The following is a 23,158-nucleotide window of genomic DNA, read 5'->3' as shown; positions in this document are numbered from 1 at the left end:
GCAACCAGTCTGAAAATGAAGAGCTGTGCGACTAAGCATTAACTGATTCAGCAAAAAAGAATCCATAGGTAAATGTAGCTTGTCAGGTTGAACTACCCGTTCAGCCCCGTGTTTTTTAGCTGTCAGGCCAGTCTAAGAGACAAAAGAGGTGGACAGACAAATCGCGGCTAATTCACCTATTGCCTGGGGAGGAAAAGCCTTACCGTCAAGCCCTGTTCACCTGAATCCAAATTGACATGACCGTTATGCAGATTTAGAGCAGCTTTAACAATAGAAAGGCCAAGCCCATACCCTTTGGAGTGCCGGCTGCTATCTACCCGATATAAACGTTGAAATACTCGCTCATGAAGCTCAGCAGGGATACCGGGGCCATTATCTCTAATGACAATTTCACAAGCCTTTTCATGGTTTTCAATATGCAGGGAGATAGTACTCTTTTGCGGTGAATATTTTATCGCATTTTCCAACACGTTAAACACGGCCCGGAAAAGCAGACTTCGCTCACCCTGAACTATCGGGCGGTCTTCATTTTCAGAAAAATGACAGGTCAACCGCTGCCCCTTTTCTTCAGCTAAAGCGCTGGCCAGATCAATCGCATCGGCACAGATTTGTGTGATATCCGTCGGCTCAAATTGCCCCTGCTCCACTCCCTTTTCTAAACGAGATAGCTCCAGCATCGCATTAAATGTTGCCATAACATCGTCCAGGCTCTCGATTAACTCATCTTTCCATTTCCGCTGGGCTGTATCGTTTTCGGTATCATTCAGGTTATCTTCCAGTGAAATACGAATGCGGGTTAACGGAGTACGAAGATCATGTGCGATGTTGTCAGTAACCTGCGCCACTGAATCAATCAATTCATCAATTTCATCCAGCATGCTATTGATTTGATAGGCAATAGCATTAAATTCATCGTTTCTTTTACTTAGTGGTAGCCTGGCCTCACGGTTCCCCGCCTGAACATCCATGCTGAGCTGAGCAATTTGCCTGACCCTTGACAAAACAGAGCGATTAAACAAAAAACCGGCTACTGTTGTGATCAACAAACACGCTAACAGGCCAACACCGCTGATCGTAAAAAATGCGATATCACGTGTCATATAATTTTCATCAATCACCCCAACCACCAGGTTACCAAAAGGACTTGATAGCTCTGCACCCAAAACCATAGCAATAGAGGTTTGTCCATCAGGGTCAACCACGGCAATGGGAAAATAATTCAGCTCCGGAAAAGTGCTGAGATTATCCGGTACTCTGCCCAGGTTCCCAACATACTCACCATCGACCTCCAGCGCGAGAACCACTGACGCGCTTTTATTTATCCGGCTTTCAATAACGCCTATAAATCCGCTTTCATTCATCTGCGGCGTTTGGGCAAGCTCAATCAAAGACTGCATTGTCATTTCCACTTGCCGGGCTTTCTGGCGTTCCTGTTCTCCTATTGTATAGTGGTAAACCAACACCAGCAGACTGCTGGTAATTAAAAGCACCAACAGGGTAAACAACAGGGTGAAGCGCCAGACTGAGGTGCGCAGTTTTTGATCAGGCTGGCCCAAGGACATACCCAGCGCCTCTGATGGTATGGATCAATTGAGACTGGTCGTTCTCTTCCAGTTTCTTACGTAGCTTCGCGATGTGCACATCAATAACATTGGTCTTTGGATCAAAGTGATAGTCCCAGACCTGCTCGAACAGCAGTGTACGGGAAATCACCTGGCCGGGATGCTCCAGCAAATACTTCAACAGTTGAAACTCTTTCGGCTGCAACTTGATTTCACTGCCATTGCGGGTCACCTTGTGGCCTATCAAATCCATTGTCAGGTCTCCCAGCGATAATGTCGTGGCCGGGCCTGTCCCAGGATTTGCTGTCTGTTTTCGCCTTTCTGCGAGAATAGCGGCCCGGACCTGCAACTCCTGAAAAGAAAAGGGCTTGGCCAGGTAATCGTCTCCACCTGACCTGAGCCCTTTAATACGTTCGTCAACATGCCCCAATGCACTGAGGATAATCACAGGTGTGGCGATAGATGCAGCACGCAGTGCAGACAAAACTGCCAGTCCCTGCATTTTAGGCAACATCCTGTCCAGCACGATAACGTCATACTCATTAGTTGTCGCCATAAACAGGCCATCAGGTCCGTCCACCGCGGTGTCTACAATTGCACCGGTTTCCTGAAAACCCTTCTGAACATATTCGCGCGTTGCTTTGTCATCCTCAACAACAAGTATTTTCACTGGTCAACTACCGCTTAAATACAGGGATGATAGATTTAGTTTTACTGTCAACTAGTAGCTCGCGTTCTTCACCACCGGAAAATACTTCGATCTCAAAATAAACCACACCTTGTTTATCTTCCAGCTCGATATCCAGCAATAAATCATCAGTGGCAAGCCCGAGCTTTTCGATCGCTTCGAGCATTGAGTACTGATTGGCCACGAGTTTTTTCAGCGCCTTTATATCGTCATCCTCTTTAAACCATGACCACAGCTTTTCTTTTTTTTCAGAAACAACGTTGCCGTCATGCACTGAGATAACAACCTTACGCTCTGTGTCTTCATCCAGGTCAATCAGCTTGATTTCGTGGAAAAGCAAACCATCTTCGTCTTCGAGTTCATAATCAACCAGGTGCCCCTGGTATTTGGACATAGCCTTTCTCATCGCCTGAGTCGCTGACATTCCGCTTCCGTTTACAATTTCCAGAATAGCGCCGACTTCAGATTTATCATAATCCGCCCAGCAAAACTGACTTACGCCAACCGTAGTGATGAGGAGCAACAGTAAATTTCTCATATAATTTAGCCTTATTTGAATTGGTGATGGCAGTCTATCGCAGCTAAATTAAAAATACGGTTAGCAGAAGATTAACGATAATTTATCTTACCCCTCAACGATCGCCAGCAAAGCAGGATATACCCCCTTCGTGGCTCCGACAACCAGCCCCCCTTTTTTCAGATAATCCTGATTATCAAAAAAGTTAATTGCGCGCCCTCCGGCCTCTTCGATCAACAACATACCGGCAGCACAATCCCACACGTTCATATGGGGTTCAAAATATCCTATCAATCTGCCCGCTGCGACATAGGCAAGGCTTAATGCTCCGCTTCCACTGCGGTGAAACATTCCGTTTTCAGTCATAAGCCTCGCTAATGGCAATAGCGTCGCATCCGGGGAAACCCGGTTTGAATAACCCACAGAAACAAGCCCCTCGGCAAAACTCGTTGCCGGAGATACCGACATAGCCTTTCCGTTGTTCTGCGCGCCCATTCCCTTTCCTGCAACAAAGAGTTCATCATGACAGGGGTCATAAATGACGCCAAGCCGGACAGAATCGTCTTCTATGTAAGCGATTGAGATGCACCAGCTTGGAATACTGCTGATAAAAGGCTGTGTACCATCAATCGGATCGACTACCCAAACTCCGCCTTCGGCTTTAGGTTCATATGTTTCATTACTTTCCTCGCCAAAGAAGGCGTCCTGAGGATACTGCTCTTCTATCGCCTGGCGAATTAGATTTTCGGTATTGATATCCGCTTCGGTGGCCATGTCCTGGACCCCTTTGCTGACCACCGTGAGCGCCCCGATATCCTTATAATAATCCAGTGCAAGCCTGCCGGCTTTACGTGCAAGATCACTTGCAAACCTGATGCGCTTTTCCAAATTACTCATTACTGCTTCCCTACTCTTTTTCAAAATTGTATATAGGCATTGAACACTGCCGGTTTAAAACAAAGTGCTTGTTAACGACAGGAGTGCTGATATGCACTTCCAGTTCATCAATCTTCGGAAACTCCTGAAAAATCAACATATTGGCTTTTCGAAGAGTATTCCCCTGTTCGCAGTCGTAAGAAAGGTTAATCACAACGGCTTCGCTGTTGGACTGAATATCAGGCGTTTGCGTTGAACACGTATGCGTCGTTTCCAGAGCAATCAACCTCGCTGGCTGAATGAGCTGTTCAATATTTACAACCTCAACAGGAAACCGAAGCTGCGCGGAGATATCGCCTTCACCGGTATAGGTTACATTCACTTTTGTTACTGCTTCCCTGTGGGCTTCATGCAGGGTCTGGTGTTTACTGCACAGCGCGTTCTCTGGCTCATTTCCACAACCAGCAAGACTAAGCAACATGCCCCCCGTTAACAGCATTGTACGTATAAAACTGTCCATTTAATCTGCCGCCCTGATTTTCCAAAGTGATGTTGCCAGAATTACTGACAGCACCGATGCCCCTACCCAGAACAGTATTGGCTTATCATAATTATAAAAGTACACATTGAAGTTATCTTGCTGTGTCGGAAACGTGAAAATGATCTCGCTTTCATAGATGAGTTTACCACTTATATAGTCCTGCATTCCTGCTCCCAGATAGCTGAACACACCGATAAACCCCATCGCCGCACCGGCCACTTTTTTCGGCGCGATATCGATAGCAAAAAGGCCGCCAAGGGAGGCTAAAATGCCGCTTAAACCAAAACCATACACAACCAGCGCAATCGCCAGAATAATGGGCTCTTGTGGACCATAGAAAATGACCAGCAGAGGGCCAAGCTCGAGTAGCCCGAAAATGAGGTTTGCCGGTGGTCTGCGCGCATCAAACAGCTTGTCGGACACAAAGCCATAAACCAAACAACCGAGAATACCGGCCACGGTGTTGAAGAAAATAAACAGGTTTGCATCAAACAGATCAAAGCCACGGATTTCCTGTAAATATACATTGCCCCAACTGTTTATCGCGTACCGGGTTATGTACATACTGGAACTGGCTACCGCCAGAATCCATATTGACGGATAGGTCAGTACTTTAAGCTGTGTACGCCATACCGGTTCCGATTGAGCAACGGCAGGTTTTGCACCTTTGTCTGACGACCATTGGGCGACCGGAGGCAAACCCAGTGCCTGAGGCCTGTCGGGGATAAAACGCCAGACTATCACTGCTGCGATCACAACAATCAGCGCCGGTGTCCACAAGCCCCATTGCCAGTCCAGGCCCAGCCCTTTGGGGGCTGCTGCAATCAGCCATGCAATGCCAAGATAGGTTAACCCTTCGCCAATGGAATGGGCCGTGCTCCAGATTCCATAGTACCGACCGCGCTCTTTATTGGTGTACCAGTTTGCCATGGAAACAACACTGGATGGCGCGCCAAAGCCCTGAAACCAACCATTTAACCCCCAAAGCAACGCCGACACCCAGGCCAAATCAGAAAAGCTCATTCCCAGGTTGGACATTGCTGAGAGAAAAAGCCCTGCAGCAAAAAAACGGCCAACATGTGCATGATCTGCCAGAAGGCCATTAGTAAATTTACCCAGAGCATAGCCATAAAGCATCGAGGAACCGATGATACCCAACTCTTCAGGTGTAAAGACGCCGCTATCCATCAGCGGTTTTTTCACTACATTAAAAGCCAGGCGACAAACATATCCCAGCCCATAACATAAGGTGATTACCCAAATAATATTGCGACGATGACGTTTGTATTCCTGATTGATGTATTCCAGATCAGGACTAACCGGTTTGTCCTCTCCTGACTGAAAAAAGTGCAACAACTGCTTCATTTTCCTACCACTAGCTTCTTAAATAAGGATTTGTCAGTATCGCGTCACTGGCTGAGTTCAACCCGTCCTGAACGCCGATTAAACTGATAAGTAAATTCCACGTTATTTTTCGCACTTCCATCATTGGGGGTGGTGATCAATTTAACCGTCGCCACATCATCAACCAGCTGCACATGTGAATAGCCCCACACCATGCCTTTCACCCACAGCGCATTGTTCTGCTGATAGTTTTTGTCCTGGTAAGATTTAAACGGCACATTGACAGCACGCTGTTTTGCGGCAGCACCGGATAGAAGTTGTAGTAAAGGCGGTTGTTCCGTTCCATCACCAAAGACGGTTTCGCAACTGTCCTCGTGAAGTTCCAGAGAGTGCTCATGGCCGGCAATGTACATATCGGCATACTTACACATCGCGGGTAAAATCAGTTCACGCAACACCCTGGCCTGTTCAAACTTACTGCCTCCTGAAGACCAGATGGGGTGATGGCCAAGCACCAGCTTCCATCTGGCAGTAGAGTTCTTCAGCTTACTTTCAAACCAGCTGACCATATTCCTTTCCGCCTCAGTCTGGGGTTTGGTCCATTCCTTGGGCGTATCGATTTCATCATGAACCTTTTCACTACCGTCAGGGTTGAGTTCTGCCTCTTTTACTTCAACCGCTGCCAGCATAACCTCCGTGTCGATAACGAATAGTTCAATATCCCCATTCCCGGCGGGTGGCTTAACCGTATAGAAAATTCCATCCATGTAGAACGGTTTTTGTGTCTCCATAAAACGTACCTGGGCCATGGCGCCTTCTCTGGATGTATTCCAGTCGTGATTCCCCAGTGCCGTATAGATACGATAGTCTGGATCGTCTTTGCCCATGTCTCCGAAAGGTTTCACAAACATGTCGTCGAAACGTGTCGTGTCATCTTTGCCATCAAGCCCAAGTGTGGCCCCATCAGGATAAATGTTATCACCGGCCATTACTGAGAACTGGCACTCGTTCTGCTGACAGTATCCCTTCATTGCCTTTGCCACCGGATACATGCCGCTTGCATTCACCATACTGTCGACTTCTGCTACGTAATGCATAGGCGGAACCACAAAGTATTTGGGATCTTTGCCATCATCCAGCCAGTCCTGATATTCATAGTCTATGAAATCCTGCTTTGTAGAACGCTTTGGCACAAACTGCTTCTTCTTCAGATAGTCAACATGGTAGCCACTGTCGCCAAAGGCAATAAATCCCACATTGAGGCCGTCTTCAGACGCAGCCACTTCGTTTGTTGAAGCACAGGCATTGGTAGTCAGGAGTAGACAGGAAATAACCAGTGCCAGACGATTTTTAGCCTTCAAATATTTTGTAACCGACTGATTTATCAAGAATTAACTCCTTCCAACCTGACTCAGAAAAATGCTCTGAAGGTTAAGGTAATGACGCGGCTGGCTTCCTCGTCTTCAACTTCCAGTTCGTCGATATTTCCGGCCACATGGTTAGCAAGAATTTCGGCCGCCGAATCACCGGCATAGTTGTCGAAATACTCAAACTTGTGGGCATCGAGCAAGTTTGTACCGGTCAATCGCAGTACATAATCTTCTCCGAAGCGTTTTTCTATGAACACTTCCAGGTTACCGTCATAGCTAAGGATAACGTCGCGGTCTATATCAACCGAAAAACTATCTCCCTGCTTCTGATAACTAAAGCCCATACTGGTTTCCCATTCGGGGATATTGTGCGTAACGCCAAAGTTGTAGATGTAATCGGACTGATCTCTGAACTGACGATCCTTGCCGGTAAACTGATCCGTAATCTCGGAGTCCAGCAAGGTAAGGTTTGCAAACAGGCCTGTATTGTCCGATACCGGCATATTCAGGTCCATCTCAAGGCCCCAGATACTGCCGTCACCCGCGTTATTGTAAGAAAACAGGATACCACCACCGGGTGCAGTCCCGACCCCAACATCCTCGATGACATCTTTTACATCACGATAAAATGCATTCACACCAAAAATACCCCGGGTCGAGAATGATTTTTCAAACCCGATATCGACGCCGTAGGACACCTCATCTTCCAGTAGCGGATTACCCTGTTTAGCGTCACCGTCTTCCGGTTCATCATACTGAATGGTAGGAGAGAGTTGTTTGAAGTCAGGGCGGCGAACAGTTTTTGCCAGACTGAACCGAAATGTACTTGTTTCGTTGAATTGCTTTGAGAAATGCAGCGAAGGGTTGATGTGAGTATTGGACGAATCTTCACTAAGGTCATCGGCACTAATGTCACGCTGAGTATGTTCAATCCGAACCCCCAGCTCCAGCTTGGCATCTCCATCAAACGGAATCTGACCAAGGAAATAGCCATCCAACCTGTCTTCATCAACCTGATAACGCTGTTCCAGGTCGATGTCCTCTATAACGCCGGTCTCTCCATCAACATTGTACTCAATGAGCACTTCGTTACGTTCCTTGCGGGAGGCATCGATTCCCGCTTTCAACTCAATACCGTTGGCTAAATTGTGAGTAATAGAGGTATTGAACAGCAGTTCAGAATCCTCAGAATCAATATCTTCAATGCCCGCGTATTCCCATGGGTCATCTTCAGACCCTCTTTCAAGGATCAGCACATCTTCTGTTAATTCGATCTGGCTATAAGTCAGGGCGACGTCCCATTGGGTATCCAAACCCAGATACGTATCGTAGACGACACCGAAGATATAAGAGTCTTCCTCAATATCCACGTCATCCGTTACCAGTTCATCCAGTGTGAATTCACCATCCTCCACTTCATACACTGTTTCTGTCTGGTCTTCTTCACGGGACGTCGAAACATAGTTACCGGTGAACTGAAGACTTGAATCATCATCAAGCATATAGGTGACGTTTCCACTGAGCGTAATGTCGTCACTGTCTCTTACGTCATCCTCTTTTTCTTCTTCGGTTTGTGTTCCATCCGGCTCGTAACGACGCTCATATTTCACTTTAGGAACATAGCGTTCCTGAAAACTCGCCGACAGGTTCCAGTTCATATCATTACTGCTTCCGCTATAACTGGCCGCAGAACTGGTACGCAGCTTGCCATCATCATAGGTCAACAAGCCCAGGCGAATACTTCCACCTTCAAAGCTTGCGCCGTCTTTTAGTATGATATTAATTGTACCGCCGACACCCTGACTGTCCTGGTCTGCACTCGGGCTACGGATAATCTGTATACTCTTGACCATTTCAGCCGGTATTCTGTCAACAAAAACCGCGCGATCTGATCCCGCCGATGGCACTTTCCGACCATTGATAAGTACCTGCGTATAGCCCGCACCCAGCCCCCGCATTTGCGGCGCATCATATTCGCCGACATCACTGCTGAATGATATACCTGGGGTGCGCTTCAACATGTCACCGACGGATGTCGGCTCAAATTGCTGGAAAAAGTTAACACCATATTCCAGCCCGGGAGAAACGCTGGCCGTTCTGTCACGGAATACAGGCGCACCGGTCACTTCAATCTTTTCGATAGGCTCGTCTTCCTGTGCATTGGCAACAAATGAGGGCGTTGACATCAGTATCGCGGAAATACTGGCGGCTAAGTGTGATGCTCTTTTGTATGGAAAATGTACTTTCACGTATCTATTCCTTATCGTTTCTAATACTGGCTATGGTCATACCGGTCTCAACAATTGGACTTTCATCAACCAGTCCCATGTCGACTACTATGCAGGCAAGATCGCACCATGTAGGTTTTAGTGTGTAAGTTATTTTTATTAACAAATAATCAACATATTTGATGTGCCCAATATAGAATGTATTTTTTATTGATGCAAGGAATAGAACGTACATTTCGATATAAATTTTCCACACAACCATATTAAATAACTATTTAATTGATTTATAATAAGTTTTTTTGGAATGGATTTTCTGAAAAAGCATGCTTTTTTTTCGCAATAGAGAGGAAGGAGGGTCCGGACTGGCCAGGCGGCTGCCAGCCCGAAGCATCGGATGTTTAGAAATTGTAACGAATACCGGTTACAAGAGACGGCTAACTCAAATACCCGTTGCTGCGTGTTAGTCCAGCTTAACAGGCAGCCCTGTTTGAAGGGATTGCTGCGCTGCGTCAGCGAGCTTCTGAGCCATTAAGCCATCAACAAAAGAGGGGGACGGTTGTTCGCCCTTAGAAACTGCCCGCACAAATTGCGCAAGCTGCTCTTTGTAGGCTTCCGTGTACCGCTCAATAAAGAAGGGATTCAGCACGCTCGAAGTATCTGTACCGCTGTCCGTGGATACACTCACACTATGTGGCCTGGGGTTGTTTGAATTAAGCTTTCCTGCGGAGCCAAAGGCTTCAATTCGCTGGTCGTAACCATAGACACACCGGCGTGATGCATTGATATGACACAATTTACCTGACCGGGTTTTCAACATAAGCATTGCACTATCCACATCGTTAAACTCTTTCAGATCCGGAGAGATCAATGTACTTCCAATCGCGTGAACCTCGCTGAATTCCTCACCGGTAATAAATCGCAGCATATCGAAGTCATGGATAATCATATCGCGAAATATGCCACCTGAATGGCGTAAGTATTCACTTGGCGCTATATCAGGATCGCGGCTCGTTATAATAACCTGTTGCAGTTCGCCCACAGCACCTTCGACGAGTTTGCTCTTTAAGGTACTATGGGTTGGATCGAAGCGCCGGTTAAAACCAATCTGAATAGGTACGTTGCAATGCCTGATTTTCTGCCAGCACTGTTCGACCAGCTCTGTATTAAGATCAATTGGCTTTTCACAAAAAATAGCCTTCCCTGCCAAAGCACTTTTTGCAATCAGATCAACATGTGTGTCGGTTGAGGTTGCGATGAGTACTGCGTCAACCTGATCGTCCTCTAAAATCACCTCGATCGTATCGGCAATTCCACATTCGAACTGATTTGCCACGGCCTCAGCTGAAGGACGGTGAGTATCATAAACATAGCGAAGCCTGGCATCAGCGGAACCGGCTATCAGACCAGCATGCATCTTACCGATTCTTCCGGCCCCGAACAGTGCGATATTAATCATTGTAAACTCCGAATACAAAATCAGTTGGCTTTGTTGATCATCCATTCGTGATCAGGGTCGTTTTTAAACACCCACTCTCTGGATGGGCCGGCCATAACATTCAGGTAGTAAAGATCATAACCATGGGCCGCTCCCACCGGGTGATATCCTCTGGGCACCATTACAACGCTGTTATCTTCACAGGTAATCGTTTCATCGATACTGCGATCGTCGGTGTAGACCCGCTGGAATGCAAATCCCTGAGGAGGATCAATCTTATGAAAGTAGGTTTCTTCCAGTGCACTTTCCTGTGGGATGTTATCACTGTCATGTTTATGGGGAGGGTAACTGGACCAATGCCCATTCGGCGTGATCACTTCTACGACCAATAGCTTTTCTGCCTCTATGTTGGCGAACAATATGTTGCAAACATGACGGGTGTTTGTTCCGGAACCACGCTGTTCATAGGTACAATCTTCCGGGCGGATTAACCTCACCGGAAATTTTCCCTTTGCTGGCGCCCGGCATATGGCTATTTGCAAGGCTGTGTTTGCAGTAATTTCGATAGCCTCACCCGGTGGTGCATAAACGCTGTAAGGCGCTTTTTTTTCAAAAACGGACATGCGATCGCCAATGTTTTCCCAGCTGTGCTCTCCGGCCCTGGCGGAGGCCAGACCGCTGATGATAACCAGACAGGTTTCCTGGTCGTCACTGTAAAACCGGTTCATCTCGCCGGGTAACATGTCATAGACTGCAAAGGAAACATACTGCCAGTTTGCGGTTTCTGGGGTGATGTTCTGAATACAACCTGATTCACCTCGTTTGGTTGGCTTGCTGTGTAAATAAGACATGTATCTCCTTGGCTTTTTAGCGTATGAAAATAAAATCAGTGTGCCAGGCTAATCGCCAGTGATTGCACCAGACACATGGTCGATGTCAGTGATCGGAACGAATGCACTTCGGCTTCTTTGACCGTAAAGCACACCGTCGCCAGCTCCTTTAACGGACTCAGCGGGCTGTCAGTAAACAGAATAAGAGGGACACCGGATGCAACGGCGGCCTCCGCTGCGGATTGCGTTTCACTGGCGTAAGGATGGAAGCTGATAACAATAATTGCGTCATTTGAACGAATAAGGTGTTCCTGCTCTTTATGCAATCCCCCTACCCCATCATGAAGATAACAACGTAAGTTAATGTGATTCAGCAGGTATGCCAGGTAACTGGCAATGGGGAAAGACCGCCTTACAGCCTTCACATGAACCGTGTCAGCACTTTTCAGAATTTCCCGGGCTTTTTCGAGTTCACTGGCGTTAATATTCTGCGTCAGATACTCAAGCGCCTTGCCATTGGCCTGGCTAAACTGCTTCAACACCTGCAGACCAACAAAATCAGTGTCCAGAGAATGATCATCCTGGAGTAGTTTTATTCTGTCTTCATAGTTAGAAGACTCCTTGAGCAATTTGTGCTGAAACAATTTCTGCATATCGCTAAAACCACTGAATCCAAAAGCATTGGCAAACCGAATAAGCGTAGACGGGTGCACTTTGGCCTCATTGGCGACCATGACTACCGTTCCAAAAGCGATGCCGTTGGGTTTTTCCAACACATACTTTGCAACTTGTTGCAGTCTTTTACTCAGGTCACCGAATTGACGCGTAATTGCCGCGTTTAACTGTTCCAGATCCTTCGCCGCTTTTATGCTCATAACAGATAATCTCTAACACTCGATAAAATAAATTGGAACAATACTAGAGTGAATAAAACAAACATTCTATAGCTAACCTGAAGCAACCAGAGAAAAGGACATCTAGCGCACCGTCCCCGACAATTGCTTAATCGTTTTTAAGTTGTCTTTGGTGATAAACGCAGGGCCGGTGTGCATATTATTCCTCGGTGACAGTCCATACCTCACATACAGCGTCATACTGGTGACAGCCATAAACCCCTGTAAATAAGGTTGTTGATCAAGCGCAAATGCAATGACACCGGCATCGATGTTCTGCGCAATATCTTCGCTCACATCAAAGGTGGAAAAGTGCACTTTCCCCCCCAGCCTCATCTTCTCAACCACTCTGATCGTGGGCGACGCCGATGTTGGCCCCAGCGCCAGAATGCCGTTAATCTGCGGATGACGACGCAGATAGGATTGCACTTTTGCTTCAATGCGTACCGGATCTTCAGAGGCATCTATCATGCTCTTTTGAAGGTCTGCGTTAATCGCATCTGCATAGCCCCGACATCTGTCTACCGATACCGGATTAGTAATGTAGTGATTAACGCAAAGAAATCTATCAACGCCTGCAAGCAATGCTCTCTTGCCTGCCGCGAAGCCTGCATCATATTCGGGCTGGCCAATATGCATCAACGCGCCGAGCTCCCGACTTTGTTGCTCTGTTCCGGAGTTGATTGTAATAAGCGGAATTCCCTTCTTTGCCGCTTTTAACAATGTAGGTTTGAGCACATCATAATCGGCAATCGTAACAATGATTCCATCAGGGTTACTTGCTACTGATTGTTCAACAATTCGGGCCATGTCCGTTATATCGCCACTGGCAGGATTCTGGTACGAGACCTCCACATTCATTTTTTCACTGGCTTCTTTGACGGCGTTTTTCATTACGTTCCACCAGGGATCAGAATCCGGTGCGTGGGTTATCATGATAAACCGCTCATCAGCAGCGCTTGCGTGAAATGCAAAAGCCATGTGCAGAAAGAGAATAACAAAGGCCAGAAGTGGTCTTGTTCGCTTAAATAAGTACATACAAGGTTTTGTCCGGATCTTAGCCGCTAAGCGGTTAATGAAAATTTCATTCGAATTTTACTATTATGGAATATAATTTCTATTTTCAATGTAATCGGGATGTCTGTATTTTGCAATGATATTTTTTTGCCTGTGTTGGCAACCTGACAAAAACCGCGTATTGACCTTCCTTATCACCGCCTGAGCCATGCCCGGGATCCGGTTGCCCACTAACGCTGAAAGTAACCCCATCTGTGCCTTACTAAGGCTCTGACGTGACTTTAAACACTCGCGTATTTCCTTGCTATAAGGCCCTGAAATCGATTCTTCACAAACCGTTTTCCACCATCCATTCCAAAAAATTCCTGTTTCAGTTATTGTCTATTTGGAATTTTTATTCTAAATTACGTCGTGCTAGAAATTATATTTTGAACAATTCGGGTCGTAACGAAGCTAAACCGCGACCCGGTATGGGAAGGCGATAATGACAAAGATGGAAAACGCCACTAATAAAGTGTCAGCGCAAGGTCATAGCGTATCAAAATTGCAGGCGCTGTTTGCGCGCCCTGATTTTGCCGCACTGGCGGGCGTTGCTTTCGTGTTTATCCTGTTCTCGTTTGTCGCCTCTGACACCGGCATGTTTGCGGTCGATGGGGTACTGAACTGGACAATCGTCTCAGCACAGTTAGCCATACTGGCCACCGGTGCCTGTTTGCTGATGATTGCCGGAGAGTTTGATTTATCCATGGGCTCAATGATTGGTTTCTCAGGTATGGTTGTCGCCATTCCGACGCTGTATTGGGCTTGGCCGCTGTGGGCAAGTATACTGCTGGCTTTTTCCGTCAGCGCCGCCATTGGCGCGCTTATCGGCTTTACGGTAGTCAGAACCCGCTTACCCTCTTTTATTGTGTCGTTGGCCTTCTTATTTATTCTGCGTGGATTAACCATCGCATTGTCCATACAGTTCACCAACCGCACTATTGTCAGTGGTGTGAGTCATCATGTTGAAGGTGACTGGTTTGCCGCATTATTTGGCGCAGAGATTGGGCAGACTCTGCTTTCATGGCTGGGAAGCGCAGGCTTAATCGCGACATTCGAGGACGGTAGCCCGCTCGTAACCGGGATCCCCATGGTCATTGTGTGGGCCGTATTTCTTGTCGTCTTCGCACATATCATTCTTCACTATTCCACCTTCGGTAACTGGATTTTTGCTACCGGCGGAGATGAGAAAGCGGCAAGAAATATGGGTATCAATACCGCTAAGGTGAAAATACTCCTGTTTGTATTAACCGCCTGCTGTGCCACGCTTTACGCTACCTGTCAGGTGCTTGAGTTCGGCTCAGCAGCAGCCGACAGAGGGTTACTGAAAGAATTTGAAGCCATTATTGCCGTGGTAATAGGGGGAACCTTATTAACCGGCGGGTATGGTTCGGTAATTGGGGCCCTGTGCGGAGCTATCATCTTTGGTGTCGTGCAAATAGGCATTTTTTTTACCGGCATTAACACCGACTGGTTTCGGGTCATTCTGGGCGCCTTACTTCTCGCTGCCGTGGTCTTCAATAACCTGATTCGACAACGAATCACAAAGAGTGGTTAACATGAACGTCTCGTCTGCCCCGGCCATCTTAAGCCTGGAAAATGTGAGTCGTTACTTCGGCGCCATTGTAGCCCTGAGGTGTGTGAATCTTGAGGTTTTCCCAGGCCAGGTGCATTGCTTGCTGGGTGATAACGGTGCCGGAAAGTCAACACTGATCAAGATCCTGTCTGGTGTTTATCAGCCCAGTGACGGCGCTTTCTTTGTGGATGGCATAAACACGACTTTTACCTCTCCACGGGATGCATTAGATCGCGGCATCGCCACCGTCTACCAGGATCTGGCGCTCGTTCCTCTGATGAGTATCAGCCGAAATTTCGTGCTTGGCCAGGAGACAGCCTTTAAGGCAGGTCCTTTCGGTTTTTTTGATCTGGAAAAAGCCAACAGGCTTGCAGCACAGAGTATGGCTGAACTGGGTATTCATATCCGTGATCCGAATCACCTGGTCGCAAACCTTTCAGGAGGCGAGAAACAATGTCTGGCAATTGCCAGAGCGGTGCACTTTGGAGCCCGGGTTCTGATCCTTGATGAGCCAACCGCAGCACTTGGCGTTACCCAAACGGCACAAGTGCTTAACGTCATCCAGAATGCGAGGAAAAGAGGGATCGCCATAATATTTATTACACACAATATCCATCATGCATTTCCTATTGCGGACCATTTTATTGTACTCAACAAAGGCCATTGCACGGGTAGCTACAAAAAAGCGGATGTCAGTAAGGATTTCATATTTGAAGCTATGTCTGGTGGTCAGGACATGGCCGTATTGGAAGCCGAGCTGTCACGGAACGACACACCATAATGCAGTCTGCCAACACAATTACACAAGGTATTGAAAGCACATGCGAACACTAAAGTTTGGCTTAATAGGAACAGGGTACATGGGTAAATCTCATGCAATCGCATTGCATTCTGTTGCCGCCGTTTTTCCACTTAGCGTTGTCGTTGAATGTGAGATGCTGGCAGATATTACGGCGCAACAAGCCGCAGTGAAGGCGAAAGAAATGGGTTTTAGTCGTGCGACCGGAAAGTGGCATGAGCTGGTTAATGACAATGAGGTTGATGTCGTTGATATATGCGCTCCCAATGGTTTGCACAAAGACATTGCGCTTGCAGCAATTAAAGCTCGCAAACATGTTTATTGCGAAAAACCGTTGGCATTAAACGCAGTAGATTCACTACAAATGGCCCTGTCTGCTGAAGAGGCAGGAGTCAAAACCATGGTCGGATTTAATTATATTAAGAACCCGGCGACACAACTGGCAAAACAGATTATAGACAGCGGAGAAATTGGCGATATTGTTCACTTTCGCGGAACCCACAATGAAGACTATCTGGCAGATGCCAGTGTTCCCATGAACTGGCGGTTGAAACGAGCCACCGCAGGAGCCGGGGCACTGGCCGATCTCGGTTCACATATTATCAATGTTGCGCAGTTTCTGGTGGGAGCCATTTCTGCAGTGAATGGTGATTTGAATACGGTGATAAAAGAACGAAGCACAGCCGGTTCAGTCATTGATAAAGAATCCGTGGAAAATGACGATCAGGCACACGCGATGCTCCGTTTTAACAGCGGTGCTATCGGCACAATTGAAGCCAGTCGTGTTGCCTGGGGACGAAAAATGGGGCTCACCTATGAAGTAACCGGCTCGAAGGGCAGCATTGTTTTTGACCAGGAGCACCTCGCCGAAATACAACTCTATACGTCTGACCAAAAAACATCCCGCCAGGGCTTCAAGCGAATTCTGATTGGTCCGGAGCATCCCGACTATCAGAATTTTTGCGCATCTGCAGGCCACGGCGTGGGCTACAACGATCAGAAAATTATCGAAGTGAGAGACCTTATAGAGGGTATTTCCCGTGATCAGGCTATCTGGCCCGATTTCCGGGCGGGATATGAAGTCGCCTTAATTATTGATGCAATCGAAGAATCATATCGTCTGGGACAGTGGGTTCACGTATCAGAAGTGGATTCAAAAACTCAATCCCGATTACTCCATCTGGAGCATGGAAAGGAGAAAAACTAACATGAGCAAGACGCATAAATTTGACGTAATTTGTCTAGGACGAGCTGCTGTAGATTTGTATGGGGAACAAATTGGTAGCAGATTAGAAGATGTCTCTTCTTTTAAAAAGTCACTCGGCGGCTCTTCCTGCAATATTGCGTACGGCACCGCTCGTTTAGGCCTGAAATCCTCTATGCTAACGCGGGTCGGCAATGATCATATGGGCCGCTTTCTCACTGAAGAGCTGGAAAAAGTCGGCTGCGATGTCAGCCACGTAAAGTCAGATCACAACAGACTCACTGGGCTGGTATTGCTATCAATAAAAGACAAAGAAAGCTTTCCGCTGCTTTTTTACCGGCAAGACTGTGCCGACATGGCCCTGGATACATCGGACTTTGATTATGACTACATTGCATCGGGCAAAGCATTGCTCATCACAGGTACGCATTTTTCAACGGAACATACCAAAGCTACCAGCTTAAAGGCTATCGAATACGCAAGACGTGCCGGAACAAAAGTGATACTGGACATCGACTACCGCCCGGTTTTGTGGGGGCTGACAGGATTAGATGCAGGTGAGAACCGGTTTGTTTCTGATGACAATGTGACTCAGCACCTGCTTGAGATTTTGCCCCTGTTCGATCTGATTGTCGGTACCGAAGAAGAGATTCATATTGCCGGTGGCAGCACAGATACCATTACATCGCTCAGAACAATCCGACAGATAACAGACGCCGAGATAGTCGTAAAAAGAGGGGCACTGGGGTGCTCGGTATTTGACGGCGAGATCCCCGATAATCTGGATCAGGGCTTTACCCGGTATGGCGTAGAGATAGAGGTTTTAAATGTTCTGGGCGCGGGTGACGCCTTTATCAGTGGCTTTTTAAAAGGCTGGCTGCGCGATGAAAGCTATGCGAACTGTTGTGACTATGCCAACGCCTGTGGCGCTCTGGTGGTATCGAGGTTGTCATGTGCTCCTGCAATACCTACTGTTGAAGAACTGAACAACTATCTTTCCCGGAAAAATGAGGTAATGCGTCCTGATTTGGATGAGGAAATAACACATCTGCACAGGGTAACCACGCGCTCACCACAACACTGGGATGAACTGTGTATTTTCGCCTTCGATCATCGCAAACAACTTTATGATATGGCGAAGGAGAATGACGCCGACCCGGCCCGTATTCCCGAGCTAAAACTGTTGTTATTAAAGGCCGCAGAGAGCGCCGCAAATAACCCCGCTTTCACCTATCAACCGGGTGTGCTGATAGACGACACATACGGTCAGGATGCGCTTAACCACATAACAGGCAAAGGTTGGTGGATTGGACGACCGGTTGAACTGCCTTCCTCCAGACCGCTGACTCTGGAAGGAGACGCATCAATTGGCTCCAGGCTTGTCAGCTGGCCCACAGAGCATATCGTTAAATGTCTGGTGTTCTTTCATCCCGAAGATGAAGCCGGGTTAAGACTGGAACAGGAAAAAACCATCCGTGCCCTGTATCGCTCCTGCTGCGCCAGTGGCCATGAATTTCTGCTTGAAATCATTCCCCCTGCGGATATGGCGTCCAACGAAGACAATCTGGTTCGCGTTATTGAGCGCCTGTACAACCTGGGGATCCGCCCGGACTGGTGGAAGCTTCCCGCGCCAGGTAAAACTGCCTGGGAAAAAATATCCGCACTTGTCAAAAACCGGGCCCCCCATTGCCGGGGTGTTATTCTACTTGGCTTAGACGCTCCATTAGTGGATCTTGAAGCGGCATTTCGGGCCAGCGCAGGTTTCGACCTGTGTAAAGGTTTTGCAGTGGGAAGGAGTATCTTCAGTGAGCCCAGCCGTGCCTGGTTCAGAAACGAAATCAGCGACAGCGAGCTGATGCAGCGCGTCGAAGACAATTATCTGCAGCTTGTCAGGTCCTGGCACAACAGAAAATCTACAGAGGTAGCCTAATGGAAACTATACGCTTAACCGCATCTCAGGCACTTATCCGCTATCTGACGCAGCAATTTATCGACATTGATGGTCAGCAGACTCCGGTTTTCGGCGGCACATTTGCCATCTTTGGTCATGGTAATGTCGCCGGTATTGGCGAGGCGTTGTATAAGCACAGAGACGGATTCCCCACTTACAGAGCTCATAATGAACAGGGAATGGCTCACAGCGCGATAGCATTTGCCAAACAACAGAAACGCCAGCGCATGATGATGTGTACCACATCGATTGGTCCCGGGGCGCTCAATATGGTAACCGCAGCCGGACTTGCTCACGCCAACCGATTGCCGGTTCTGTTTGTGGTTGGAGATACCTTTGCCAACAGAACACCGGATCCGGTTCTGCAACAGATTGAATGCTTCGGCGATCCCACTATATCGGTAAACGACTGCTTCAAACCTGTAAGCCGCTATTTCGATCGTTTTGTCCGCCCTGAACAGCTGATAACCAGCTTACCCATGGCCATTCAGACCCTGTTGGATCCTGCAAACTGTGGTCCGGTTACGCTGGCGTTTCCGCAGGATGTGCAGGCTGAAGCCTATGATTATCCTGTCAGCTTTTTTGCTGAAACCCTACATAAGATACGCCGGCCAGGGATTGAGACAGCAGAGTTAAACCAAACGCTTGAAATGCTGAGTAAGTCACAACGCCCACTGATCATTGCAGGTGGAGGCGTACAATATTCCCGTGCTACAGACGTACTCAGTGAATTCGCCGAATCCTATGGTATCCCGGTGGCGGAAACCCAGGCGGGAAAAGGTAGCCTTCCCTGGAACCACCCCATGTCAGTAGGAGCTATTGGTGTTACGGGAACGACAGCGGCAAATCAGTTGGCCAAGGAAGCGGATCTTATTCTGGCCATTGGCTCCCGGCTGCAGGACTTCACCACGCAGTCGCGCACATTCATTGATGCGAGCAAACCTATTATCCAGATAAATGTGGGGCACAGCGACGCGGTTAAGCACGGCGCTCACCCTTTTCACGCCGATGCAAAGACGGCCATTGAATCTTTGCATACTGCGCTGTGCAACACACGAGAAGTCAACTCTGGCTGGACAGACAGGATCGCCACGTTAAACCGGCAATGGCATGCGACCTATGATGAGGTTACCCGCCCGCCCGAAAAAGGTTTGCCGAGTGATGCACAGGTGCTGGGCGCGCTTAAACGTCAGACGGATGCTACTGATGTCATCGTGTGTGCCGCCGGGGGTCTCCCTGGCGAGCTGCATAAATTGTGGCGCTGTGATGACATCAGCAGCTATCACGTGGAGTACGGGTTTTCCTGTATGGGATATGAAGTTGCCGGAGGCCTTGGCGTCAAACTGGCCGACAAACACAGAGAAGTCTTCGTCGTTGTAGGAGACGGCTCGTACATGATGATGAATTCTGAACTGGCAACCTCTGTCATGCTGGGCGCGAAAGTCATTGTTATTTTGTTGGACAATCGCGGGTTTGGTTGTATCAATCGTCTCCAGAAAGCCACCGGTAACAAACCCTTTAATAACCTGTTTAACGACTGCCTTTCACAACAGGGCACACCCGGTATCGATTTCGCTGCCCATGCCAAATCAATGGGCGCCGATTCAGAAAAAGTCTCCACTATTGAAGAGCTCGAACAGGCAATAGTCCGGGCCAAAAAGGCCACTAACAGCTATTTAATTGCCATCGACACCGACCCGGATATATCGACACCAAATGGCGACGCCTGGTGGGATGTCGCAATTCCGCAGGTGTCCGATGTTAATGAAGTGAAGAGCGCGCAAAAAATGTATGTGCAAGCAAAAAGCAAACAGCCGTATTAATACGCGATATCGCCCTGAACAAAACTCAATGGAAAACGCCTGATGACAATAAAAATTGGAATAAACCCTCTTACCTGGACGAACGATGACTTACCTTCTCTGGGTGCCGAAACACCTCTTTCAACTTGCCTGCGAGAAGGAAAACAAGCGGGCTACGCCGGATTTGAGCTGGGCAACAAATTTCCCAGAAAAAGCGAAGTCCTCAATGCGGTGTTAGCAGAATATGACTTACAGCTTGTGTCTGGCTGGTATAGCGGCAAACTGCTTTCACAGTCGGTTGAGCAGGAGCTGGCCGATATCGAGGCACATTTACAGCTGCTCAGGCAGGGTGGTGCCAACGTTATGGTTTACTGTGAAGTAACAGGCTGTATTCATGGTCGACAGGATATCCCCCTTAGCCACAGGCCAAAGCTGAAGCCAGAACAATGGTCGTCTTTTGGACAAAGGCTGACACAAGTCGCGGATTACTGCCTGTCGCAGGGTGTGCAGCTGGCTTACCATCATCATATGGGAACAGTGGTACAAAGCGAGTCAGACGTTGACCTGCTGATGAAACATACCGGCCCCGCCCTGGGGTTGTTACTAGACAGCGGCCACATTACCTATGCGGGCGGCAACCCGGTGAGCCTGATAAAAAAATACGGTAACAGAATCAATCACGTTCACGCTAAAGATATCAGAAAGAACATACTGGACGATGCCGAAAACCGCCACCTGAGTTTCCTTGATGCTGTGTTAAACGGTGTGTTTACTGTGCCTGGCGATGGCTGTATTGATTACACGGCGATTTTTGATGCACTCAAAGAATGTGAGTATCAAGGCTGGATTGTTGTCGAAGCCGAACAGGATCCATCCATTGCCCACCCTCTTACTTATGCAAAGCTCGGTTTCGAAAACCTGGTTAACACTGCACGCCAGACTGGCCTCTCGATTGAAACATAAGGCACTGTTTAAATTGGAATTACTTCTTTTTTATCCGTGCCTCATCAAAGATTAACTTTGTTTAATTTTCTGTCAACGGGGAGTTTACCAGCACAGGGGTAAGCTAGGCGCACTACATCAAAAAAAGAGAGCCATTATGTTTACACTAAAATCCGTATCACATTCCATTTTAGCCATCAGTTGCGTATTACCCATCGCGGCTTATGCCGATACCCGCAACGAAATAGCCGAAGTCACTCCGGTTGTTGAAACCCGGGATCACTTCGATGACCTCAAAGGTAAATATACCGACGTTGACGACCCCGCTATCTGGATCCACCCCACTACAAAAGCGAATAGTCTGGTGATCACCACGTTGAAACAAGGTGGATTAGATATTTACGACCTGGATGGCAACCTGATGCAATTTATCAAACCCGCCCCGGCGCCGGGCTGCGAACCAGGATCATTCGACTGTGAAAACAAAGGCGGACGGTTCAACAATGTCGATATCATCTATGACTTTGATCTGAATGGTAAAAAAACGGATATCGCTATCGCATCCGACAGAGGCCTGGATAAACTGTCAATCTATACAATCGATATCAACGCCGATGGCCAGGCGGTATTAAACGATGTCACCGACAGTGACGTTCCCTTGTTGTTTACCCGCAATCAGAAAGAGGTTAACGAGGGAAATACCGCCTACGGACTGACCGCCATCCAGACTGACAAACCTATGGCATTTGTCACACAAAACGCAACGACCCGCGTAGAGCAAGTAGAGTTATTTGATACCGACAACGGTCGCATTGGCTACCGGAAAATAGCCAGTATGACCTTTCCTCATGCTTTCCCGATGGATGACGGCAGTGAATGGACACCTTGCTCCGATGATGACGGTGAACGCCCTCATTTTGAGGGAATGGTTGCCGACCCTGAACACAATGCACTCTATCTGGCTCAGGAAGACGTGGGCATTTGGCGGGTTAAGCTGGATAACCCCACACAACAATCCAGCTGGAATCTGTTTGCCACGGCAAGAAAGTTCGGTGTTCCCTACTCCCGGACCTGGCTACCCGGGGAAGAAGAATACGCATGCGACTTTGACTTCAGCAAAGGTAAGGAGCAACAGCGCCACAATCTCTGGGAGGATATAGAAGGTTTAACCCTTTATAACGCCGGAGATGGCAAAGGTTATCTTCTGGCATCCAGTCAGGGCAACAACACCTTCGCGCTCTACGACAGAGAAGGCCAGAACGATTTTGTTGATTCATTTACCGTGGTGGGTGGCGACATCGACGCGGTTGAGGAAACTGACGGACTGATGGTTGTGAACGTTAATCTGGGCTCAAAATACCCTCAGGGCTTGCTCGTTATGCAGGACGGGCAAAATACTTACAACCAGGTTCAGAAAGGCGCTGACCGCGAAAGCTCAAACTTTAAGTATGTATCCTGGAAAGATGTGGCAGAAAAGCTGAATCTGAACGTCAGTACCAAAGATATGACGCGTCACTAAACCTCCCACTTCTAAATGACCGTTC

At 47.9% G+C, this 23,158-nt stretch carries 19 protein-coding genes; 7 read left to right on the top strand and 12 right to left on the bottom strand.

What is annotated here, in order from left to right:
• Window positions 1-176 precede the first annotated feature (176 nt).
• The 12 genes from AT746_RS04410 to AT746_RS04350 all read right to left on the bottom strand — a co-directional run bounded on the left by AT746_RS04410 (window position 177) and on the right by AT746_RS04350 (window position 13,322).
• The gene (locus AT746_RS04410) at window positions 177-1,556 is read right to left on the bottom strand and encodes a sensor histidine kinase (RefSeq protein ID WP_197414326.1); all 1,380 of its coding nucleotides are present in this window, start codon (window positions 1,554-1,556) and stop codon (window positions 177-179) included.
• On the bottom strand, window positions 1,543-2,232 hold the full coding sequence (locus AT746_RS04405; RefSeq protein ID WP_062476963.1) for a response regulator transcription factor: 690 nt from the start codon (window positions 2,230-2,232) through the stop codon (window positions 1,543-1,545). Before AT746_RS04405 ends, AT746_RS04410 begins: the two co-directional genes overlap by 14 nt.
• 7 nt (window positions 2,233-2,239) lie before the next feature.
• The gene (locus AT746_RS04400) at window positions 2,240-2,788 is read right to left on the bottom strand and encodes a PepSY domain-containing protein (protein ID WP_062476960.1); all 549 of its coding nucleotides are present in this window, start codon (window positions 2,786-2,788) and stop codon (window positions 2,240-2,242) included.
• A gap of 87 nt (window positions 2,789-2,875) precedes the next feature.
• Window positions 2,876-3,664 (bottom strand): inositol monophosphatase family protein, encoded by a 789-nt coding sequence (locus AT746_RS04395; RefSeq protein WP_062476957.1) that lies wholly within the window; start codon window positions 3,662-3,664, stop codon window positions 2,876-2,878.
• A 10-nt stretch (window positions 3,665-3,674) separates the two neighbouring features.
• Window positions 3,675-4,163, bottom strand: a complete 489-nt coding sequence (locus tag AT746_RS04390; protein WP_062476954.1) for a hypothetical protein — start codon at window positions 4,161-4,163, stop codon at window positions 3,675-3,677.
• The gene (locus AT746_RS04385) at window positions 4,164-5,549 is read right to left on the bottom strand and encodes an MFS transporter (protein ID WP_062476951.1); all 1,386 of its coding nucleotides are present in this window, start codon (window positions 5,547-5,549) and stop codon (window positions 4,164-4,166) included.
• 44 nt (window positions 5,550-5,593) lie between these two features.
• Entirely contained in the window at window positions 5,594-6,889 is a 1,296-nt protein-coding gene (locus tag AT746_RS04380) for a metallophosphoesterase (RefSeq protein WP_062483956.1), read from the bottom strand.
• 50 nt (window positions 6,890-6,939) lie between these two features.
• Window positions 6,940-9,147, bottom strand: a complete 2,208-nt coding sequence (locus AT746_RS04375) for a TonB-dependent receptor plug domain-containing protein (protein WP_062476948.1) — start codon at window positions 9,145-9,147, stop codon at window positions 6,940-6,942.
• A 439-nt stretch (window positions 9,148-9,586) separates the two neighbouring features.
• On the bottom strand, window positions 9,587-10,627 hold the full coding sequence (iolG, locus tag AT746_RS04365; RefSeq protein WP_231731011.1) for an inositol 2-dehydrogenase: 1,041 nt from the start codon (window positions 10,625-10,627) through the stop codon (window positions 9,587-9,589).
• Window positions 10,603-11,412: a 5-deoxy-glucuronate isomerase gene (gene iolB / locus AT746_RS04360; RefSeq protein ID WP_062476943.1), complete on the bottom strand. Its 810-nt coding sequence runs from the start codon at window positions 11,410-11,412 to the stop codon at window positions 10,603-10,605. The genes iolG and iolB overlap by 25 nt, the downstream gene beginning before the upstream one ends.
• Before the next feature lie 35 nt (window positions 11,413-11,447).
• Window positions 11,448-12,266, bottom strand: coding sequence for a MurR/RpiR family transcriptional regulator (locus AT746_RS04355; protein WP_062476940.1), 819 nt, complete (start codon window positions 12,264-12,266; stop codon window positions 11,448-11,450).
• A 102-nt stretch (window positions 12,267-12,368) separates the two neighbouring features.
• Window positions 12,369-13,322, bottom strand: coding sequence for a sugar ABC transporter substrate-binding protein (locus AT746_RS04350; protein ID WP_231731010.1), 954 nt, complete (start codon window positions 13,320-13,322; stop codon window positions 12,369-12,371).
• Window positions 13,323-13,785: 463 nt separating this feature from the next.
• On the opposite strand from AT746_RS04350, the gene AT746_RS04345 reads away from it, so the two are divergent.
• The 7 genes from AT746_RS04345 to AT746_RS04315 all read left to right on the top strand — a co-directional run bounded on the left by AT746_RS04345 (window position 13,786) and on the right by AT746_RS04315 (window position 23,133).
• Entirely contained in the window at window positions 13,786-14,898 is a 1,113-nt protein-coding gene (locus tag AT746_RS04345; RefSeq protein ID WP_062476937.1) for an ABC transporter permease, read from the top strand.
• A 1-nt stretch (window position 14,899) separates the two neighbouring features.
• Window positions 14,900-15,697 (top strand): ATP-binding cassette domain-containing protein, encoded by a 798-nt coding sequence (locus AT746_RS04340; RefSeq protein ID WP_062476934.1) that lies wholly within the window; start codon window positions 14,900-14,902, stop codon window positions 15,695-15,697.
• A 40-nt stretch (window positions 15,698-15,737) separates the two neighbouring features.
• Window positions 15,738-16,922: a Gfo/Idh/MocA family protein gene (locus AT746_RS04335; RefSeq protein WP_062476931.1), complete on the top strand. Its 1,185-nt coding sequence runs from the start codon at window positions 15,738-15,740 to the stop codon at window positions 16,920-16,922.
• A gap of 1 nt (window position 16,923) precedes the next feature.
• The gene (locus AT746_RS04330) at window positions 16,924-18,849 is read left to right on the top strand and encodes a bifunctional 5-dehydro-2-deoxygluconokinase/5-dehydro-2-deoxyphosphogluconate aldolase (RefSeq protein ID WP_062476928.1); all 1,926 of its coding nucleotides are present in this window, start codon (window positions 16,924-16,926) and stop codon (window positions 18,847-18,849) included.
• Window positions 18,849-20,693, top strand: a complete 1,845-nt coding sequence (gene iolD / locus AT746_RS04325; RefSeq protein ID WP_062476925.1) for a 3D-(3,5/4)-trihydroxycyclohexane-1,2-dione acylhydrolase (decyclizing) — start codon at window positions 18,849-18,851, stop codon at window positions 20,691-20,693. Before AT746_RS04330 ends, iolD begins: the two co-directional genes overlap by 1 nt.
• A gap of 42 nt (window positions 20,694-20,735) precedes the next feature.
• Window positions 20,736-21,635, top strand: coding sequence for a myo-inosose-2 dehydratase (gene iolE / locus AT746_RS04320; protein WP_062476920.1), 900 nt, complete (start codon window positions 20,736-20,738; stop codon window positions 21,633-21,635).
• A 136-nt stretch (window positions 21,636-21,771) separates the two neighbouring features.
• Entirely contained in the window at window positions 21,772-23,133 is a 1,362-nt protein-coding gene (locus AT746_RS04315; protein WP_062476917.1) for a phytase, read from the top strand.
• Window positions 23,134-23,158: the final 25 nt, after the last annotated feature.

It is taken from the genome of Lacimicrobium alkaliphilum, assembly GCF_001466725.1.
Taxonomy (GTDB): domain Bacteria; phylum Pseudomonadota; class Gammaproteobacteria; order Enterobacterales; family Alteromonadaceae; genus Lacimicrobium; species Lacimicrobium alkaliphilum_B.
Note: the sequence above shows the minus strand (reverse complement) of the source record. Positions and strands in the feature narration are given on the sequence as shown.

Bases quoted from the DNA above. Each gene is read 5' to 3' on its own strand.
- AT746_RS04400 (WP_062476960.1), bottom strand. From the start codon at position 2,788: ATGAGAAATTTACTGTTGCTCCTCATCACTACGGTTGGCGTAAGTCAG.
- AT746_RS04395 (WP_062476957.1), bottom strand. From the start codon at position 3,664: ATGAGTAATTTGGAAAAGCGCATCAGGTTTGCAAGTGATCTTGCACGT.
- AT746_RS04390 (WP_062476954.1), bottom strand. From the start codon at position 4,163: ATGGACAGTTTTATACGTACAATGCTGTTAACGGGGGGCATGTTGCTT.
- AT746_RS04385 (WP_062476951.1), bottom strand. From the start codon at position 5,549: ATGAAGCAGTTGTTGCACTTTTTTCAGTCAGGAGAGGACAAACCGGTT.
- iolG (WP_231731011.1), bottom strand. From the start codon at position 10,627: ATGGATGATCAACAAAGCCAACTGATTTTGTATTCGGAGTTTACAATG.
- iolB (WP_062476943.1), bottom strand. From the start codon at position 11,412: ATGTCTTATTTACACAGCAAGCCAACCAAACGAGGTGAATCAGGTTGT.
- AT746_RS04355 (WP_062476940.1), bottom strand. From the start codon at position 12,266: ATGAGCATAAAAGCGGCGAAGGATCTGGAACAGTTAAACGCGGCAATT.
- AT746_RS04350 (WP_231731010.1), bottom strand. From the start codon at position 13,322: ATGTACTTATTTAAGCGAACAAGACCACTTCTGGCCTTTGTTATTCTC.
- AT746_RS04345 (WP_062476937.1), top strand. From the start codon at position 13,786: ATGACAAAGATGGAAAACGCCACTAATAAAGTGTCAGCGCAAGGTCAT.
- AT746_RS04340 (WP_062476934.1), top strand. From the start codon at position 14,900: ATGAACGTCTCGTCTGCCCCGGCCATCTTAAGCCTGGAAAATGTGAGT.
- AT746_RS04335 (WP_062476931.1), top strand. From the start codon at position 15,738: ATGCGAACACTAAAGTTTGGCTTAATAGGAACAGGGTACATGGGTAAA.
- AT746_RS04330 (WP_062476928.1), top strand. From the start codon at position 16,924: ATGAGCAAGACGCATAAATTTGACGTAATTTGTCTAGGACGAGCTGCT.
- iolD (WP_062476925.1), top strand. From the start codon at position 18,849: ATGGAAACTATACGCTTAACCGCATCTCAGGCACTTATCCGCTATCTG.
- iolE (WP_062476920.1), top strand. From the start codon at position 20,736: ATGACAATAAAAATTGGAATAAACCCTCTTACCTGGACGAACGATGAC.
- AT746_RS04315 (WP_062476917.1), top strand. From the start codon at position 21,772: ATGTTTACACTAAAATCCGTATCACATTCCATTTTAGCCATCAGTTGC.